The 18938-nt window shown below is 60.5% G+C and carries 15 protein-coding genes and 1 tRNA gene; 9 read left to right on the forward strand and 7 right to left on the reverse strand.

What is annotated here, in order from left to right:
* Nucleotides 1-73: 73 nt before the first annotated feature.
* The 4 genes from ACFSQT_RS36660 (at nt 74) to ACFSQT_RS36675 (ending at nt 8169) form a co-directional block, all read left to right on the forward strand.
* Nucleotides 74-2716, forward strand: a complete 2643-nt coding sequence (locus ACFSQT_RS36660; RefSeq protein ID WP_379026904.1) for a type I secretion system permease/ATPase — start codon at nt 74-76, stop codon at nt 2714-2716.
* Nucleotides 2703-4130 carry an HlyD family type I secretion periplasmic adaptor subunit gene (locus ACFSQT_RS36665; RefSeq protein WP_379026905.1) on the forward strand — a complete coding sequence of 476 codons (1428 nt, stop codon included), beginning with the start codon at nt 2703-2705 and terminating at the stop codon, nt 4128-4130. Before ACFSQT_RS36660 ends, ACFSQT_RS36665 begins: the two co-directional genes overlap by 14 nt.
* A gap of 190 nt (nt 4131-4320) precedes the next feature.
* On the forward strand, nt 4321-5841 hold the full coding sequence (locus ACFSQT_RS36670) for a phosphomannomutase/phosphoglucomutase (RefSeq protein WP_379026906.1): 1521 nt from the start codon (nt 4321-4323) through the stop codon (nt 5839-5841).
* 27 nt (nt 5842-5868) lie between these two features.
* Nucleotides 5869-8169, forward strand: a complete 2301-nt coding sequence (locus ACFSQT_RS36675; RefSeq protein ID WP_379026907.1) for an AGE family epimerase/isomerase — start codon at nt 5869-5871, stop codon at nt 8167-8169.
* Between the two features lie 117 nt (nt 8170-8286).
* Here the strand turns inward: ACFSQT_RS36675 and ACFSQT_RS36680 are convergent, their stop codons facing one another.
* Nucleotides 8287-8568, reverse strand: coding sequence for a DUF982 domain-containing protein (locus ACFSQT_RS36680; RefSeq protein WP_379026908.1), 282 nt, complete (start codon nt 8566-8568; stop codon nt 8287-8289).
* A gap of 791 nt (nt 8569-9359) precedes the next feature.
* Here ACFSQT_RS36680 and ACFSQT_RS36685 point away from each other — a divergent pair.
* Nucleotides 9360-9509 carry a hypothetical protein gene (locus ACFSQT_RS36685; RefSeq protein WP_379026909.1) on the forward strand — a complete coding sequence of 50 codons (150 nt, stop codon included), beginning with the start codon at nt 9360-9362 and terminating at the stop codon, nt 9507-9509.
* A 535-nt stretch (nt 9510-10044) separates the two neighbouring features.
* Here the strand turns inward: ACFSQT_RS36685 and ACFSQT_RS36690 are convergent.
* The 3 genes from ACFSQT_RS36690 to ACFSQT_RS36700 form a co-directional block, all read right to left on the reverse strand.
* Nucleotides 10045-11103 (reverse strand): tyrosine-type recombinase/integrase, encoded by a 1059-nt coding sequence (locus ACFSQT_RS36690; RefSeq protein WP_379026910.1) that lies wholly within the window; start codon nt 11101-11103, stop codon nt 10045-10047.
* Between the two features lie 233 nt (nt 11104-11336).
* Nucleotides 11337-12473 carry a porin gene (locus tag ACFSQT_RS36695; RefSeq protein WP_379026911.1) on the reverse strand — a complete coding sequence of 379 codons (1137 nt, stop codon included), beginning with the start codon at nt 12471-12473 and terminating at the stop codon, nt 11337-11339.
* A gap of 149 nt (nt 12474-12622) precedes the next feature.
* Nucleotides 12623-12713, reverse strand: a tRNA-Gly gene (locus ACFSQT_RS36700).
* Nucleotides 12714-13166: 453 nt separating this feature from the next.
* On the opposite strand from ACFSQT_RS36700, the gene ACFSQT_RS36705 reads away from it, so the two are divergent.
* On the forward strand, nt 13167-14342 hold the full coding sequence (locus tag ACFSQT_RS36705; protein ID WP_379026912.1) for a porin: 1176 nt from the start codon (nt 13167-13169) through the stop codon (nt 14340-14342).
* Between the two features lie 111 nt (nt 14343-14453).
* Here the strand turns inward: ACFSQT_RS36705 and ACFSQT_RS36710 are convergent.
* Nucleotides 14454-15214 (reverse strand): IS5 family transposase gene (locus tag ACFSQT_RS36710; protein WP_378925984.1). Its coding sequence is split into 2 segments (ribosomal slippage): nt 14454-14875 and nt 14875-15214, totalling 762 coding nucleotides; the frame shifts between segments, so codons are not numbered across the junction.
* Nucleotides 15215-15462: 248 nt separating this feature from the next.
* On the opposite strand from ACFSQT_RS36710, the gene ACFSQT_RS36715 reads away from it, so the two are divergent.
* The gene (locus ACFSQT_RS36715; protein ID WP_379026913.1) at nt 15463-15759 is read left to right on the forward strand and encodes an FAD-dependent oxidoreductase; all 297 of its coding nucleotides are present in this window, start codon (nt 15463-15465) and stop codon (nt 15757-15759) included.
* Between the two features lie 39 nt (nt 15760-15798).
* On the opposite strand, the gene ACFSQT_RS36720 is transcribed toward ACFSQT_RS36715, so the two are convergent.
* Nucleotides 15799-16077 (reverse strand): (2Fe-2S)-binding protein, encoded by a 279-nt coding sequence (locus ACFSQT_RS36720; RefSeq protein ID WP_379026914.1) that lies wholly within the window; start codon nt 16075-16077, stop codon nt 15799-15801.
* A gap of 465 nt (nt 16078-16542) precedes the next feature.
* On the opposite strand from ACFSQT_RS36720, the gene ACFSQT_RS36725 reads away from it, so the two are divergent.
* Nucleotides 16543-17103, forward strand: a complete 561-nt coding sequence (locus ACFSQT_RS36725; RefSeq protein ID WP_379026915.1) for an HdeD family acid-resistance protein — start codon at nt 16543-16545, stop codon at nt 17101-17103.
* 319 nt (nt 17104-17422) lie between these two features.
* On the opposite strand, the gene ACFSQT_RS36730 is transcribed toward ACFSQT_RS36725, so the two are convergent.
* A complete protein-coding gene (locus ACFSQT_RS36730; protein ID WP_379026916.1) occupies nt 17423-17653 on the reverse strand; it encodes a hypothetical protein in 231 nt (76 codons plus the stop codon).
* A 160-nt stretch (nt 17654-17813) separates the two neighbouring features.
* Here ACFSQT_RS36730 and ACFSQT_RS36735 point away from each other — a divergent pair, with 160 nt between their 5' ends.
* Nucleotides 17814-18785, forward strand: coding sequence for an NUDIX hydrolase (locus ACFSQT_RS36735; RefSeq protein WP_379026917.1), 972 nt, complete (start codon nt 17814-17816; stop codon nt 18783-18785).
* Nucleotides 18786-18938: the final 153 nt, after the last annotated feature.

An 18938-nucleotide genomic window follows, 5' to 3' on the forward strand; every position in this document is an offset into this window, starting at 1 on the left:
CGGCACCGTCAGTTTGTGAATGCTGAGAAGGAAGATCGAACGCGGACGTCTATCCGCGAAGGGTTAAGCCAGAATGGCGATGCAGAACGAGAATGCCCACGCCGCAGACCTTGGACTTCGAGCCTTGGCTCTGTTCCTGCGCCTTCATGGCGTGAACGCTGAGCCCGACCAGATCCGCGATCGCTGTGGCGGCGGCAGTGCAGTCGGCATACGCGCGATGCTTCGCGGCGCCCGGCAGTTCGGGCTTAAGGTCGGTTCGCACAAGACACATTGGAAACGACTTGCGAGCATCCGGTTGCCCGGCATCGCTTCGCTGCATGGTGGCGGGTTTCTGCTTCTCGGAAAGGTCAGCGACAAAGGCGCGGTTGTGCTGTATCCGACCTCGTCGAATTCGAAGCTGATCACGCGCGCGGAATTCGAAGCAATCTGGGACGGCCGTTTGATCTTGGCTGGATCACAGAACGTCGTGCAGCGAGCGCTTCATGCCCTTATTGGCATAAGTGTCCGCGGGCGTGATCTGGTGCGGCGCGCCTTGATGCGCCCACGTTTCGCCGATCGACGCGAGACAGCCGTCGAGGCGGCGAGCACCGCATCCGAGAGCGGCGATGATTCAGGGCTCATTGCCTTGGCGATATTGCTGCGTTGCCATGGCATCGCGGCCGACCCGGAGCAAATCCGGCATCGGATGGGCGCAGCGCGAGTGGGTGTTACCGAAGTCCTGCGCTGTGCAAGAGATTTCGGACTCAAAGCGCAGGCACAAAAGACGAGTTGGAATCGGCTTGCAGTTACGCCGCTGCCGGGAATCGCCGTGCTTCGGGACGGTGGATTCCTGATCCTCGGGAAGGTCGTCGACGACACGCTCCTCGTTCAGCGCCCATCGTCGCCGCAACCCGTTGCAATGAATCAGGCCGAACTCGAGGCTATCTGGGGCGGCGACATTATCATGATGACCCGGCGCGCGGCCCTGACGGATCTCTCTCGACGGTTTGATATCGGCTGGTTTGTCGGCGCAGTCCACAAGTATCGCCATCTTCTCGGCGAAGTGCTGATCGCGTCCTTCTTCCTTCAGGTTTTTGCGCTTGTCTCACCGCTGTTCTTCCAAGTGGTCATCGACAAGGTGCTTGTGCATCGAAGCATCAGCACGCTCGACGTTCTGATCGCAGGTCTCGTCGCGGTGACCGTTTTCGAAGCTGTTCTCAGCACGCTTCGCGTCTATCTGTTCGCGCATACGACGAACCGCATCGACGTCGAGCTAGGCGCCCGGCTGTTTCGTCACCTGATGGCGTTGCCGATCGCATATTTCCAGACACGCCGCGTCGGCGATTCGGTCGCCCGCGTCCGCGAACTCGAGAATATCCGCCAGTTCCTGACGAGCTCGGCGCTCACGCTTGTCATCGATCTCGTCTTCACCGTCGTTTTCCTTGCGGTGATGTTCTACTACACGACGCCGTTGACGCTGATCGTTCTGGCGTCGTTCCCATTCTACATCGGCATTTCCGCGGGAGCCGCGCCGCTGTTTCGCCGGCGCCTTGATGAGAAGTTCAATCGCGGCTCGGAGAATCAAGCTTTCCTGGTCGAGACCGTCACGGGGGTCGAGACACTGAAGGCCATGGCGGTCGAGCCGCAGATGCAGCGCCGCTGGGAGGAGCAGCTGGCCGCCTATGTGACCGCGAGCTTCCGCGTGCTCAGCCTGAACAATACGGCGAGCCAGGCGGTGCAGATGATCAACAAGCTGGTCGTCGCCGCAACCCTTTATTTCGGTGCCAGGCTCGTGATCGGCGGCGACTTGACCGTCGGCGAGCTCGTCGCATTCAATATGCTGGCCTCGCGCGTGAGCATGCCGGTGCTGCGGCTCGCGCAGATCTGGCAGGATTTCCATCAGGCCCGCCTGTCGATCGATCGTCTCGGCGACATCCTCAACACCATTCCCGAGCCAAGCTTCAATCCTGGCCGCGCCGCGCTGCCGCCGATCCGCGGGCAGGTGACATTCGAGCATGCGACTTTCCGCTACCGCGTCGACGGCCCCGAGGTGCTGCACGACGTGTCGTTCAGCGTCGAGTCCGGTCAGGTCATCGGCATCGTGGGCTCCTCGGGGTCCGGGAAGAGCACCATCGCCAAGCTGATACAGCGGCTCTATGTGCCGGAGAGTGGACGCGTGCTGGTCGATGGCGTCGATCTGGCGATGGTCGACCTAACCTGGCTTCGACGCCAGATCGGCGTCGTCTTGCAGGAGAACGTGCTCTTCAACCGATCCATTCGCGAGAACATCGCGCTCGCCGATCCGGCTATGCCCATGGAGCGCGTCATTGAAGCCGCATCGCTCGCCGGCGCCCACGATTTCATCCTGGAACTGCCCGAGGGCTATGACACCGTCGTTGGCGAGCGCGGGAGCAGTCTTTCCGGCGGGCAGCGCCAGCGTGTCGCAATCGCTCGGGCGCTCATTACCGATCCGCGCATCCTCATCCTCGATGAGGCGACCAGCGCCCTGGACTACGAAAGCGAGCGCGCCATTCAGCAGAACATGAAACGAATTTCCGCCGGCCGAACCGTCTTCGTCATCGCTCACCGGCTCTCGACCGTGCGCCACGCGAACCGGATCATCACGATCGAGCATGGCCGCATCGTCGAGGACGGTAGCCATGATGACCTGATCCGCTCGAACGGGCGTTACGCAAACCTCCACTACCTGCAGGCGGGCATTCATGAAGTCCGCTAGCCGAAACATCGTCGCATTTCCGAGAACCCAACTTCGCCGCCACGAGCACGAAGTTGCATTCCTGCCGGCGGCGCTCGAAATCACCGAATCGCCGCCGTCGCCGATCGGGCGCGCGATCGCGGCGAGTATCATCGCGGTCTTCTGCTTCGCGCTGGTGTGGGCGTCGTTGGGCAGCGTTGATATTGTCGCTACCGCGACGGGCAAGATCGTGCCAGGCGGGCGCACCAAGCTGATCCAGCCATTAGAGACGGGCGTTGTCCGCGCTATCAACGTACGCGATGGACAGAGCGTGAAGGCTGGCGACGTCCTGATCGAGCTCGACCCGACCATGACGGACGCCGACCAGGAACGTCAGAAAAGCGATTTCCTTTCGGCCGAACTCGACGTCGCGCGGCTGCGGGCGGCGCTCGCGGAGGATCCGCTTGCAGCCTTCCGGCCACCGCAGAGCGCGAGCGCCGCGGAGATCGAGATGCATCGTCAGTTTCTTGTCAGTCAGCTCGCCGAACAGAACACCAAGCTCGCCGAGATCGATCGCGAGCAAACTCAGAAGGAAGCGGAACGATCGACCACCTTGGCGGCCGGCGCGAAGCTCCAGGCGACGATACCGCTGCTGCAGGAGCGAGTCGACATTCAAAAGAAGCTCGTCGACAAGGCACTTGCTTCGAAGGTCGAATATCTCTCCGAGTACCAGGAGTTGGTCGGCCTTCAGCAGGATGTCAACCTGCAGCAGAGCCGGCTGCGCGAAGCCGATGCAGCTATCGCGTTGCTAAAGGAAACGAGGGAAAGGACTACCGCGGAGTATCGGCGCGCGACCTATGAAGCACTCGCGAAAGCTGAGCAGAGGGCTGCGAGCGCTGGGCAGGAGGTGATCAAGGCCGAGCGACGCACTAAGCTCCAACAATTGACCGCGCCGGTCGATGGCGTCGTGCAACAACTCGCCGTTCACACGGTGGGAGGCGTGGTGACGCCTGCCCAGCCACTGGCCGTGGTGGTTCCGAGTGAGAGCCATCTCGAGATCGAGGCCATGCTCTCCAACCGAGATATCGGATTCGTCCACCCGGGACAGAAGGCGGAAATCAAGGTCGACACATTCAACTTCACCCGCTACGGGCTTCTTCATGGAGATGTGCTCAGCGTGTCATCTGACGCCATAGCTCGCGACAGGCAACAGAGCGCGTCGAACGACCGCACGTCGGGCGCAGCGCAGAGCGACAGTGAGCCGGCAGATCAGGAACTGGAATATGCCGCGCGCGTTTCCCTTGACCGTACGTCCATGCAGGTGGATGACAAGCTCGTCAAGCTCGGTCCGGGCATGGCGGTGACGGTCGAGATCAAGACTGGCACGCGCAGCATCATCGGCTACTTTCTCTCGCCGCTGGCGAAATATAATCAGGAAGCGCTACGAGAGCGGTAAAAGCTTCCAGCCGACGAACCTTCGTCCCCTCCCCTCGAATGCTTGAGAGGCGAGCCATCGGCTGTCGGCAGGTATGCTCCTATTGGATGAGTGGGCGCGAACCAGGGCGTTAGGGCTACCCCCATTCGCGAAGGGGCCTTGGGTACGGCAGCGTGCTAGGATTGTCCCCCGCAGTTGCGGAGGGGAACCCGTGGCCCTGAACATAGTCGGCCAAGCCAGACCGAACACATTCGCCTTCGAAACCAGTGCTCTCATCAAAGCAACTGGCTTCCGGGAATACGACGCGCGCTGGTGGATCGGGCATCCAGGCTCGGAGAAAGAACCCGAACTCAACCTGATGGGCGTGCAGGCGATCGGCATGGGTCTCGGCACCTTGATCCGCCGAATGGGTGTAGGCCCAGACATTGTCACCGGCCACGACTTCCGTAGCTATTCCATGGCGATCAAGATGGCGCTGGTCTCCGGCCTGATGGCGGCCGGCGCGCGCGTCAAGGACATCGGCCTGGCACTTTCTCCCATGGCCTACTTCGCCCAGTTCGCGCTCGACGCTCCGTCGGTGGCCATGGTGACGGCCTCCCACAACGAGAACGGCTGGACCGGCGTGAAGATGGGGGCGCAAAGGCCTCTGACATTCGGCCCGGAGGAGATGACCGCTTTGAAAGCGCTCGTGCTGGACGGCGATTTCGCTCTCATCGGCGGGGGCAGCTATGAATTCGTGCCGGGCTTTCGCGAGAGATACATCGAAGACCTGACTACAGGAAGGAACCTCGGCCGAAAGCTGAAGGTGGTGGCGGCCTGCGGCAACGGAACCGCCGGCGCTTTCGCACCCCAGGTGCTGGAAGGCATCGGCTGCGAAGTCATCCCGCTGGACGTCGAGCTCGACCATTCGTTTCCGCGTTACAACCCCAATCCCGAGGACATGCAGATGCTGCACGCGATCCGGGACAAGGTTCTGGAGACGCATGCCGATGTCGGGCTCGGTTTCGACGGCGACGGCGACCGCTGCGGTGTGGTCGACAACGAGGGCAACGAGATTTTCGCGGACAAGGTCGGCGTCATGCTGGCGCGAGACATTTCCGGGTTGCATGCGACGTCAGTCTTCGTCGTGGACGTCAAGTCGACGGGACTTTTCATGACAGATCCCGTTCTCGCGCAAAACGGTGCAAGGACGGATTACTGGAAGACTGGGCACTCCTACATCAAGAGGCGCGTTGCCGAACTCAACGCCATAGCTGGTTTCGAGAAGTCGGGGCATTTCTTCTTCAACCCGCCTATCGGACGCGGCTACGACGACGGGCTCCTCACCGCGATCGCCGTCTGCGAGATGCTCGACCGCAACCTGGGCAAGACACTCGCCGACCTTTACCGCGATCTGCCGCTGACCTTCGGCACCCCGACGATGTCGCCCCACTGCCCGGACGAGGTGAAATACGGTGTGGTCGCGAAAGTTGTCGGGGAATTCACGAAAATGAAGGGGGACGGGATCGAGTTCGCTGGCCAGCCGCTGGCCAATCTCGTCACGGTGAATGGCGTGCGCGTCGTGGCCCAGGACGGCACATGGGGTCTGGTCAGGGCCTCGTCGAACAAACCGGAAATTGTCGTTGTGGTGGAAAGCCCCGTCTCGCCGGAGCGACGTCGCGAGATGTTCGAGGCTCTCGATGCCGTGCTGCGCCGCAATCCAGAGGTCGGAGCCTACAACCAGACGTTCTGACAGGAATTGGCTGAGAGGAATTGGAGCATGCCGGACCGGATCGTAAGTTTTGTCATGAGTGGGGGCGTCGGATCACGGCTATGGCCGCTCTCGCGTGAAGACAATCCCAAACAATTCCACGACCTTTCGGGCGACGGCTCCATGCTCGCAAAGACTGTTCGACGCCTCAAGGCCTGGCCGGACGGAGAGACGCCGATCTACCTGATAGCTTCCGAACGGCATGCCGACCGCGTCATTTCTGACATCGGTCCGCTCGGCCTCAACGGCGGCAGACCGATTTTCGAGCCCGTTGGACGCAATACCGCCGCGGCGGTCGCCATAGCCACCTTGCAGACAATCTCCGAACATGGCAGCGACGCGCTTGTGTTGGTGGTCCCATCCGACCATGAGATATCGACCGAAAAGCAATTCTGGGGAACCGTCGAAGCGGGCATGCCTGCCGCCGATTCAGGAAGCATTGTCGTGTTCGGCATCAAACCGACGCATCCCGAAACAGGGTACGGCTACATAAAGGTCGCGGCAAATGGTGACGGAGTGGCTGCCGTTTCGCACTTTGTCGAAAAGCCCAATGTCGAGACGGCCCGCAAATATGTGTCTTCGGGAAGATTCTACTGGAACGCCGGCATCTTCCTGTTTCGCGCCGACACTATGCGGAAGGCATTTCTCGACCTCCGGCCGGATATCTGGGACACTGCGGAGCGGGCCTATAAGGCCGCACGGGCCGACGTCTCGGGCATTTACCTGCCTCAGGGCTTCTACTCGACCGTCCCGTCGACATCGATCGACTACGCGGTCATGGAGCATGCACGCGGCATCGCGATGGTTACGGCTTCCTTCCGCTGGAACGACCTTGGTTCGTGGCAATCGCTGCTCGAAGCCAGCCCGACGGACCGCGACGGCAATGTCGTAGTGGGCGACGTCGTCGCTATGGAATGCGGCGGCTCCTACCTCAGAAGCCAGGGCAGGCTGCTGACCGTCATCGGAATGAAGGACGTGGCGGTGGTTGCGACACCGGACGCGGTATTCGTCGCTCCCGTCACCCACAGCCAGAACGTGAAGAAAGTTGTCGAACAGTTAGAGAAGAGCGGACGCCTCGAGACGAAGTTCACCGCGTCGGACGACCGCGTCATCATCAGCGGATCATGGCGAAAGCGCGTCGAGCACTGGCTCTTCAACGAGACCCTGCCGCTGTGGTCCACGGCAGGTGTCGACGATGTGCATGGCGGCTTCCACGAAGCTCTCGGTTTCGATGCAAGGCCGTTGGGCAAACCCAAGCGCATGCGGACGATGGCTCGCCAGATTTACGCTTTCGCGGTAGCCAAGGAACGCGGCTGGGGCGGACCGGCCGACAGGCTCATCAGCCATGGCATCGACTTTATCGCGAAATACGGCCGCACCGACCGCGGCGGCTGGGTGCGCACCCTCAATTCCAGCGGCAGCGTGGCCGACCCGGTGGAAGATGCCTACGACCATTCCTGTGTGCTCCTGGCGCTTGCCCATGCACATCGATGCGGCGATCCGGATGCCTTGCGGCTTGCCCAAGAGACATTTCATTTCATCGACACCCATCTCGAGGACGGCTGCCTGAACGGCTTCCTCGAGAGCCCCGGCTGGAACGGGGTGCGGTTCTCGAACCCGCATATGCACATGCTGGAATCCTTCCTTGCCTGGTATGGCGTCACCGGCGACCGCGCCTATCTGCGTCGGGCGGCACGCATCATCGATCTCTTCCGGTGCCATTTCTTCGACCAGGAGAGCTGGACGCTCGGCGAACGTTTCGACGTCGATTGGGTGCCGCTGCCGGGAGACGAGGGACAGTGGACCGAACCAGGGCACCATTTCGAATGGGCCTCGCTCCTCGTCGATTTCGCGCGGGCAAGCGGGCAGAAAGACTTGGCGGTCTACGCAAGGAAGCTCTATTCGTCGGCGATCGCCAGCGGATTGAACCGGGCCACAGGTCTGGCCTATGCGGCCGTGTCGCGGCACGGAATGCCCTTCGACCGGCTCTCTCGCAGCTGGCCGCAATGCGAAGCCGTCAAGGCGGCCATCGCCCTGGACGGCATTGGCGGGCCTGATCTGAAACCCGAGATCGAAGCTCGCGTCGCCCGCCTCTTCCGATGGCATATCGATCCGGCACCGCTTGGCTTGTGGGTCGACAGGATCGACGAGCGCGGAAGGTCAGTGGCGACGGAGGTCCCCGCGAGTATTTTCTACCACCTGGTAACGGCGTTGATGCAATATCTGGACAAGACCGAAGGACAGGTAGAGCCCTTCCCGCTTCCAGGGTCCAATGCAGGCGGCCCCATTCGGACGCAAGTCTACGGTTGATCGAAGGATCGGCCGTTCCATCTGAAATGACGTAGGGACCCCAAATCCGACGAGCCTTTCCTGCTGCCGCGAGCGTTGTGCCCGGGTCATTTACGGTGAGCAAAGCTTCCAGGTCCCTCAGAAGACTCTGGTTCCAGCCGACTGCCATTTCGGCAATCGGCGACTGGGAAGAATGCTGCGCCCCTTGGCGTAGGTTCTGACGAGACCGCGCGCGACGTCTTGGTCCACTTCGCCGCGCATCGCCGCCCTGCAGGCGTTCAACGCCGCGTTGTGGGCCGGTCCTCGCATGTGCGAGGGCATGTCGTTGAGCAGTTCGAAGGCTTCCCAGGCGTCGGAAATCTCCCTGGGAAATCCGAGCCCGACAAAGATGCTCAGAGGTTTGCCGAATCCCGTTCTCATCTGTTCCTCCCAGGCCATCAGGCATTCATGCTGCCGCCAAAGGATTGCGTGTCCGGCGAGTGGCCGTCGGCACGGGGAATTTTCGAGAATCCCCCCATGCCCAAGGCTCGAGAGACTTGCGTGCAATATCGATGCGCATGTGCCCCATGGCAGCTGCCTTCAGGCCCCAGCGTCAGATGGTAGGCCGGCGAGCTTCCCAAAAGCCAATCCCGACTGCGGCCCGGCGCGCTCTTGTCGGCACACGACAGAACGGCGCCGAGCCTTGCCGGCATTGACTGAGGAACGGCAACCGGCTGGCGAAGAAATATACGCTCCTGCTAAAATAGACGGAACACATCCAAATGGACGAAGCCGGTAGTAACCGGATCATCCCAGTGTCGCCAGGGTCCTGCGCCGACCATACGGAACCAAGCCACTTCGACGGCGTTCAAAAAGGCGGGCCGGTTTGCATGAAGGGAATTATCGGATGCGATCAATTCTTTCGGCTGTTCTGGTGATGGCATCGAGCGCGGCAATCGCTCAGCAAGCTCAACCCGAACAGCAGCGATGCTGGCTGGGTGGCATGGGGTACTCTCCCGGCGCAACGGTGCGGGCCAGTGACGGCGTAATGATGTGTTCGCCTGCGTTCGTTTGGGAGGCCACCAAAGCCTCTGCGTGGGGGTGCATCTACAGAGGCCAGTTCTACAGCGCTGGCGCTATCGAGGGCGGTAAAGACGTGGCCTGGAACGAGTGTCAACTTGACGGCACCTGGAAATGGATAAGCCCCAGATAGCAGTGCCCCGAAAGCGGCGATGGTTGGCCAGGAAGGTCTGGTAACGGTCGAGCGTGGGTTTTCGCTTCAGGGCGCGGGCTTTGCCAAGCTTGGCGACGAGGACAACCACGACGCGCAGGAAGATAAACGCGATGGCGGATCCGTCACGTGGGAGAGCGATCTCCAGTAGCAGGAAGTGCTGGTGCAGTTATGATGTCGGCCGAGGAAAAGGCGGCGGCGATCGCGGAATTTAGGTTGCGTGCCGATCGCGGAGAATTTGCATCGCTGATCAAGTGGAAAACTTTGCCCTCCCGCTTGGTGTTGGGCTCGTCTCAAGGCGTGGTACGAGGACCTCGCCCGCCGGATGAAGCCGGTGTTAGGCTCGATTTCTAACGTCAGCCTTATCGTGACGACAGCGTCGATCGTCATAACGAATATCGACAAGATTTTGGGTGTTTTTGGCACCCGAGGAATTCTTGCTGGATTTTTGGTCCGCCTGAAACTGCCCTCCCGGATAAAGTCTATCGCTCCATCAACATCGATATGATCGCTCGATAGTTTCGGAGCATTGCGAGTGCCAAGATCGTGACAGTGGCCAGGCCGTCCGTCTGGCAACATCGCGGCTTTTCTTGATTGGGCGGGCGACAGGCTAACCTAAAGTAAAACCCAAGCTCAAAAAATCGATCTCGGGTATTCACTAGACTTACTTCAAGTCGACGGAACCGTCAGGCTTTGGCGCCATTCCTGGTCGCCCTGGACGATGTCATAGCCGCGACGGGCTCGGTCTTCGCCCCTTGCTGAGCTGCCGAAGAAGGCAGAGGACTTTCCGCCCCTATGTCCGACTGGGCGGGTCGAGGCGTTTCCAGCACGACGACGCAGCCATCGAGGTCATTGGTGGCGAGATGCGCATAACGCATGGTCATCGACAGCGTCTGATGGCCAAGCCACATCTGTACGCGCCTGATGTCGATGCCGCCCTGGACGAGACGCGAGGCGCAAGTGTGGCGCAGGATGTGCGGCACCACCTGGTCATCGGCGCCAAGGCCGACTTCGGCTTTGGCATCGTTCCAGATGGCACGGAACTGTGCCTGGCTGAGCTTGGTGAACGGGCCTTTGGGCCGACGGCCTTCGGTGGCTGGCAGCTTGATGACCTCCTTGACCCGCTCGGTCATCGGAATGGTGCGGCTGCGGCCGGATTTGGTGATCCAGAAACTGACGCGATGCTCCTGGATGTCGTTCCAGATCAACCCGAGTGCTTCGCCGAGACGGCATCCGCTGTCCACCAGGAAGACTGACAGCCTGTAGGCATCCTCGCTGCGGTTCTTGATGGTGGCGAACAGCCGTGCCTCTTCGTCCCTCTCGAGGAAACGAATCCGCCCCGCCCGCTCCTTCTGGCGGCGGAACTCGGGCAGGCTGTGGATATCCCCCATCTTTTGAGCCTTGCGCAGCAGTTTGCTGAGGGCAGCCATCTTTCGATTGATGGTTGCGTTGCTGTTGCCGCGCTGGCGCAAGGTACCAATAAGGTTATCCAGGGTACTTTGGTCAAAGGCGCTGAATCGCTCCCCGAGGAGAAGCTCATCTATCTCGCCGATGAAAGAGCTGACATTGTATTTATGCCGCCCATCATCCCACAATATGTCCCGATATGCTGAAAACAGCTCCCCGACCCTGAACGACTTTACTTCTCGTATCTTGTTGTAACTGTATTGTATCTTTGCAGTCTGAGAAGAGAATATCGCAAAATGGTCAGAGGGCACTCCCTCTTGAATCGCTTCGTTCGTCATTTTTTTGCCACACCCCCGAGTGGATAGGTCAGCCCTACCCGCTTGAAAGCGTCCTTTCAAGAGCTTTTGTCAGACAAAACGATTTCATTCGCCAAGACGACGAATCCCACGAAATCGTCCCGCAGACTTATTCAGCCACCGATCCCCCTTTTCCTCTTGTCTGCTAACCGCGAAACAAAAACAGCCCGGGCGTTTGTGCGCCCGGGCTGGATTTCACCTGTTGGAACCAGCCCTTAGAACGAGCGCTGGAAGCGGAGGAGACCGCCGATGGCGCTATCCTCACCAGCCGGAATACCAGTCCAGTTGGAGTCGCCTTCATTGACGTAGTCGACTTCGGCCGTGACCGTGAGACCTGGAACGATGTCGTAGGCGATGTTCGCCGCGACGCCGAGGTTCTGGTCCTCGTCATAGGAGACCTGAGCGTTGAACGAGGTCTTCTCGTTGAACTTGTAGGTGCCACCGCCCCAGATCGCCCAATTGCCGCCCCACTGCTTGTAGAAGCCGCGGCCACCAGCCGGGCTGGCCCAGGTCGGATCCGAGAGGTTGTCGTCGGTGCCGTAGCCGCCCATGACCCACAGCTGTATGGCGTCAGACGCGTTCACGTCCAAGCGAACCTTGGTGGCCACTTCTTCGTAGTTGCTGTCATACGACACAACGCCGGTGATCGCGCCCCAGCCCTGCGTGTACTTCAAGCCGCCGACGACATGCGGAACGTAGCTGTCGATCGTACCGACGCCGTATACGCCAGGCTTGCCAGCGCCCGCGCCTTCTTCGAGCGAGAGAACGGCCGAGAAGCCGTTGCCTGCGTCGAAATAGTACTGGATGACGTTGGTGTCGAAATCGCCATAGGGAACCAGCGTATCCTGGATGACGTTGCCGGCGTAGCCGATGAACGTATTGAAGGCCGATTCGTCCTTACCGACGCGCAGACCACCGAGCTGGATCCAGGCGAAGTTCAGCGAAGGAGTGGCATTGCTGGCGACGCCGCCATCACCGTTGCCGAAGTTCCAGCGGGTCTCGGTGAACGTCTTCAAGGTGCCGAGTTCGGTTTCCTGGCCAGTCCAGGTCTTCAGCGTGAAGCGGGCGTTCTTGTGCCAGGTGTCGTTGCTGCTGCCGTCTTCCACGTCCGAGGCGCGAGCACCATCGAAGCTGCCTTCCTCGCCGGCGCTGATATCATAACGGATAAAGCCGCCGATGCGCAGGCAGGTTTCGGTGCCGGGGATGTAGAAGTAGCCAGCGCCGTAGACGTCGCAGATCTTGACGTATTCAGCGGGTTCCGGCTCGGCGACGACAACGGCGTCGGCGGCGCGCGCACCGGAAACTGCGAGCAGAGCCGCAGCGGAGCCGAGGAGAAGGCTCTTGATGTTCATTTTCTGACCTCCAGTCAGAATCGAACAAACCGGCGTTTTCTTCAGTGCGTTTTATCGCCGAATCGCACGGCGCTGGCAGCGGAATATCCCGCCATCCATCTGTTTTCATGTAATAATTTTTGGATGGTCGCCTTCGAAGCCGGCAAAAGTGGCGGAGAGGATGGGATCCGAACCCACGAGAAGCTTTTGACCTCCACTCCCTTGGCAGGTGAGCGCCTTCGACCACTCGGCCACCTCTCCGTTGCGCCGCTGGATCAAGGAAAGCGCCGGTACAATCAGCAAGCCCGCGTCATTATGTGGAAAAATAAGAACGCGCCGAACCCGCGTCTTTCCATGGATGCGGCGGTTCTGCGGCAGTTTCCTGGCTGGCGACTCGGGGCCTTGCCATGATTCCGTCGGCCGATCGCCGGATTCCGCGGCAAACAAGGGGGTTGCAGAGGGGCGAATGGTTAACGAGAGCTTTCTGAGTGAGGCCAAATCGTGTCATTTGTGCAACAACGCGGGGGGATAGCAGCCGAACAGCCCTTTCGCCGGTACGATCGTGGTTGAACGCCGCCGTCTCATGGGTAATGTCGAATTCGAAGGAGCGGCGCGGTGCGCATCTTTTTCGGTAGTGGGGATGGGGCAGGGAACGCTGTCCTTCAGCAAAGAATACCCAGACCCGTTTTTTAACTTTTGACTGGAGGTCAGAAAATGAACATCAAGAGCCTTCTCCTCGGCTCCGCTGCGGCTCTGCTCGCAGTTTCCGGTGCGCGCGCCGCCGACGCCGTCGTCGTCGCCGAGCCGGAACCCGCTGAATACGTCAAGATCTGCGACGTCTACGGCGCTGGCTACTTCTACATCCCCGGCACCGAAACCTGCCTGCGCATCGGCGGCTATGTCCGTTACGACATCGGCCTCGGCGACGTCGGCTCGTTCGATGGTGCTAAGAGCTTCGATCACGAGGATGGTGAAGAAAACAGCACCTGGTACAAGAATGCCCGCTTCACGCTGAAGACCTGGACCGGCCAGGAAACCGAACTCGGCACCTTGAAGACCTACACCGAGACCCGGTGGAACTTCGGCAACCGCAATGGCTACCCGTCGGTTGACGATCCGCTCACGGAAGCAAATGAATTTAACAACAACTCTGCCGGCAACAAGGGCACCTCGCTGAACTTCGCCTGGATCCAGCTCGGTGGCCTGCGCGTCGGTAAGGACGAATCGGCCTTCAACACGTTCATCGGCTACGCCGGCAACGTCATCCAGGATACGCTGGTTCCCTACGGCGATTTCGACACCAACGTCGTCCAGTACTACTTCGACGCAGGCAACGGCTTCTCGGCCGTTCTCTCGCTCGAAGAAGGCGCGGGCTTGGTCGGCACGATCGACAGCTACGTTCCGCACGTCGTCGGCGGCGTGAAGTACACGCAGGGCTGGGGCGCGATCACCGGCGTCGTTGCTTATGACAGCAACTACGAAGAAGTCGCCGGCAAGGTCCGCTTGGACGTGAACGTCAATGACGCCATCCAGCTGTGGGTCATGGGCGGTTACGGCACCGACGACAACCTGAGCGACGGCACCTGGGCCATTCCGGCTGGCGGTCGCGGCTTCTACAAGCAGTGGGGCGGCAACTGGGCAGTGTGGGGCGGTGGTACCTACAAGTTCAACGAGAAGACCTCGTTCAACGCCCAGATTTCGTATGACGAATGGAAGAATCTCGGCGTCGCCGCGAACATCGCCTACGACATCGTTCCCGGCATGACGATCACGGCCGAAGTCGACTACCTCAATGCAGGCAAGTTCGACGACGCCGACTTCTCCAACTGGACTGGCGCCGACAAGAAGAGCAGCGTCGGCGGTCTCCTCCGCTTCCAGCGCTCGTTCTAATACATTTCGACTTGTCGAAATCGAAAACCCGGCGGGCAACCGCCGGGTTTTTTGTGTTATCGAAACGGCTCGCTGGTCGATTTCCAGTACTAGGACGTAGTGACGATTTAACTATCTGAGCCAAATGGCGATCGCTGCGAGTTTGACGAAACCCATGAAGTTTGCGAGCAGCTTGTCGTAACGGGTTGCGACGCGCCTGAACTGCTTGAGCTTGTTGAAGAAGCGCTCGATGCGGTTGCGCTCCTTGTAGAGATCGCGGTCGTATGGCCGCTGGGCCTTGCGGTTGCGCTTGGGCGGGATGACGACCTCTGCGCCCTGTTCAGTGATCCTGTCAACGAGGTGATCGGCGTCGTATCCCTTGTCGGCGATGGCGGCATCGGCGTCGATACCGTCGATCAGGTCGTGGGCCAAGGCGATGTCGTTGCGCTGGCCGGGGGTGCCGATCAGGCGGATGGGAAGGCCGAGCGCCTCGGTGGCGGCGTGGATCTTGGTACTCAGGCCGCCGCGAGACCGACCCAGGCCCTGGGCATCCGCCCCCCTTTGACCTTGCGTGCCCCGGCGGCATGCTGGTGCGCTCGCACGATCGTGCTGTCGATCATCAGCCATTCGAGGTCGGCTTCGCGGGCGAGCATTTCCAGCATATCGTCCAGCACACCCATCCCGATCCAACGATAATAGCGCCGCTTCACCGAGCGGTAATCGCCAAGCCGCTCCGGCAGGTCGCGCCAACGGCCACCCGAACGCGCCATCCACAACAGCGCGTCGAGGAACTTCCGATTATCTGTACGCGGGCCGCGCTTGCCTTTCGTGCCGCCGGGCACAAAACCCTTGATCCGGTCCCACTGGTCGTCCCCAAGCGCATCGCAATCCATCGCCGATCTCCAAAAATCAGCGTTGAATCTGATTTGCCAATCCTTGGGAATCCCAAACCCTTAAATCGTCACTACGTCCTAGCAAGCGCGCGCTGAGAGGCTGCCTTGAGAACGAAGCGGCGACGAGGCACCAAGCTGAACATGACAAGGTGGCCACTGGCCCAGTTTGCAATCCTTCGGCGAAGGAGGGTTTCACCGGCCCACTTCGACGGACACGTTCGACGGCATGAAACGGCCTTCGCTGGCACTTGTTCAGGTTTCCGCAAGATCGCCCAGCGCATCAGGCCGAACGGAGCCTCCGCCGCGCTTTTAGATCAATTCACTCACTACTGGCGCCAGAAGGCGTGCCTGCCATCGGCGAGATAAATACGATTCCTGGTTTCTTCCTGGCTGCCGGGTTTTCGGGACACGGCTTTGGCATCGGACCAGGCGCCGGGCACCTCGTCGCCGATCTGGTGACTGGCTCCAAACCGATCGTTGATCCGAAGTCCTACGACCCGCGGCGCTTCGATGCTTCGGCCTGGGGGAAGGTCGCCGATTTCTAGGATGTGATCCTGATCCATGCGCGGCCTTCGCAATTTGCATCAACCGTTCCGCAGAAAAGCGCCGATAGGCGCTGGCCGGACAGGAGCCTGCCCGCGAAACCGGCCGACAGCGCTGGGGGTGCAGCCGGCTTGGCCCGCAACAAGCTCAACGGCAGCCAACTGACAATAGCGCCCTTGGCATCGCCCCATGCCGACGCGCGACAGCGATTTCACCCTGTTGGCCTCGCCGCCGCCGAAACCCGCGCTCTCGCGTACGGCTCCGGCAGTCACGTTCTCGCAGCGGCAGACGATTGCTTCATCGGGGAGCGCCCGCACCATCGCGGCCGGCCAGGGAAAAGCGCAAGCCAGGCCGCGGGCAAAGCGCTCGAGCCGTGCGAGCTTGCGCAGATCGGCATTGGTGGTGGGCGCCCCGCTGTCCCTCCAGGAGTCGGGGATGTCTCGACCAATGCGAGGGGCGCCTCGCCGGCTGATGAGCCGGCCGCTTTTTCAGAAACATGATCAATCATTGAGGCGCGTCGGAACCTTTCCTCCGCGATGCACTTCTTGTGCATGTCCCAGAAGGTTGAACCACCAATCCTGCCCGAGAACAGCCCCGATCGGGAAGTCAACTGTGAGGTCGCATTAGAGGCCCCTTTCAAGGAACTGGTTGCCGCTTCACAAGCCCGCGGATGAACAGCCCAGGAAACGGCGGCAACTCTCCTGAGAATCGCAAAGGCGCATGCGGACCGGCTTGAGGTTATCGTAGATACAGACGGTTTTTGGAGGCGGGCCAGCTCGATTTCGTTGGATGCTGCCGCAGAGGTCTTTCGCGACGCAATGCGGCAGACTGTCAAGCGGTACTCACTTTGGTATCTGGTAGAGGGCGTGCTGCTGGTCGCGGCCGGAATTCTAGCGGTGATCTTTCCTGTGATCTCGTCGGTCGGTGTGGTGGTCCTGCTCGGGTGGCTGCTGATCATCAGCGGAGCCCTGCAAGGCATAGGCCTGGTCGGTGCGCGCCACGTGCCTCATTTCTGGTTGCAACTCATCTCTGTCATCCTTGCTGTGATGATTGGTCTCCTTTTTCTGCGCCATCCTGGAAACGGCCTGCTAACTATCACCTTGCTGCTGATCGTCTTCTTCATGATCGAGGGCATCTCGAAGGTCGTTTTCGCCCTCACCATCCGTCCCTTTCCCAACTGGGGCTGGGTCTTGGGGAGTGGACTGATCGGGATTCTTCTTTCCCCGATACTGTGGATCAGGATTCCCGTGACGGCCGTGTGGCTAATCGGACTGCTGTTGGGGATGGAGCTGCTAAGCGTGGGCGCGGCGATTGCTTACCTCGCTTGGCAGGTGCGGAAGAGTTGAACTGCATACGGGCTTTTCGAGGAGGATATGCCAGCCCAGAACGCGCCATTGCTCAAGGGCTTGCTCGGGGGCCGCGAATATCCCCGGCGCGCTTGTCTCCAGAAAGCGTTCACCGCGACACCGTGATTGAGGCTGAGCCCGCCTTTTCGGCAAGCTCGGTCCGCGGTCGCACGCCGGCGACGACGAAATCCGCCGCCAACGTGCGGCCGCAGCTGAGCTTCACCTTGCTGCCGTCAATGCTGCCCGCCGTGTCCTTGAGATGGAATACGACCCATTTGCGGACGCAAGACCCGCTCCATGGGTCGTTTGTCCCGCGCGACTACATGAACTTCGATATTGCGCGAGCGCAGGGGGCGCGGCAACTTCCAGACCAATGAAACGCTTCGTCGTTGCTGAGCATGACGATGCTGCCTTGATAGTGTTCGCGCCGTAGTTTTTTGGCCGCTGCGAAACCGGCCGCGCCGCCGGCGACAATGACGATCTTCTCTGGAACCTGGTCAGAGCCCCCATCGCGCTGCTTCGATACCAACCGTTTGCGCTTCTCGCCCACGAATATTCGATCATTGCGTTGTTCCACCGACCAACTGGCAGTCGTATGACTGGGGAGAATGCGGTAGCACGGAACGTTGACGGGCCGCAGACAGCAGTTCACCTTGGCTCACGTTGGCCCCTTGGGGGCGACTCGATAATCGGAATTTCATCGAACCCCAATGCAGGACAAGACAACACTAAGGACGAAGCAGCCAGCAAGAAGCAACCGAAGCCAGGCCGTCTGTGCGGATCTCATCGCTGTTGTGATCGCCGTGACGAATGGTGAGCCACGCGTCCTGACGATTGGGCGGGCGGACGCTTTGCCGTCCGGCCCTTTTGAACTCGTTCATCGTTCACTGCAATCGGGTCTAAGGGATTGGGTTGAACAGCAGACAAAACACCCTTTGGGTTACATCGAGCAGCTGTACACATTCGCCGATCGCGACAGAGCGTCGAACGGGAGCGCGCAACGTGTGGTTTCGATCAGCTATCTCGCCTTGACCCGAGAGGAGCACGCGGCATCCGCCGACGAAGGCGCTTGGCGCAACTGGTACGAGTACTTCCCATGGGAAGATCATCGAGCTGGTGTCCCCTCTTCATTATTGGAGGTGATCGTTCCGCGACTGAAGGCCTGGGTGGATGCCGCCGACGATCGACCTATGCACCATGATCGCCGGCAGCGAGCGGCGATCGCCTTCGGTCTGGATGGCTATGGCTGGAACGAGGAATTGGTCCTGCAGCGATACGAACTGCTTTACGAGGCGGCGTTTGTCTGTGAAGCAAACCGCGGCCGCGATCCAGACATTCTGCAGTCGGTGTTCGGCCGAGCAATGCAGGCTGATCACCGTCGCATTCTGGCCACCGGCATTGCCAGGTTGCGCGCCAAGATCAAATATCGGCCGGTCGTCTTCGAACTGATGCCGCCGACATTCACGTTGCTGCAGTTGCAGCGCACCGTTGAAGCGCTCGCCGGCCGGCTCGTGCACAAGCAGAACTTCCGGCGTCTCATCGAACAGCAGGACCTAGTCGAGGAGACCGGTGAGACGGTGTCGGAAACACGAGGGCCTCCGGCCAAACGCTTCCGCTTCCGCCAGACGGTTCTGGCGGAACGAACTGTGGTAGGGACAAAATTGCCACTTTCACGCGCTTGACATTCAATATGCTCAAGTTAAGCATATACCCTGATTATACTCAATGAGAGCATAATGAGGGTAAAGCATGCTCAACGCCTCCACGCGCACGACCGCGCTCTACGACCGAGTGCGGCGAGTCATCCCGTCCATAGAGTGGCCAGCCTTCGCCGG

It is taken from the genome of Mesorhizobium calcicola (assembly GCF_042682105.1).
Classification (GTDB): domain Bacteria; phylum Pseudomonadota; class Alphaproteobacteria; order Rhizobiales; family Rhizobiaceae; genus Mesorhizobium; species Mesorhizobium calcicola.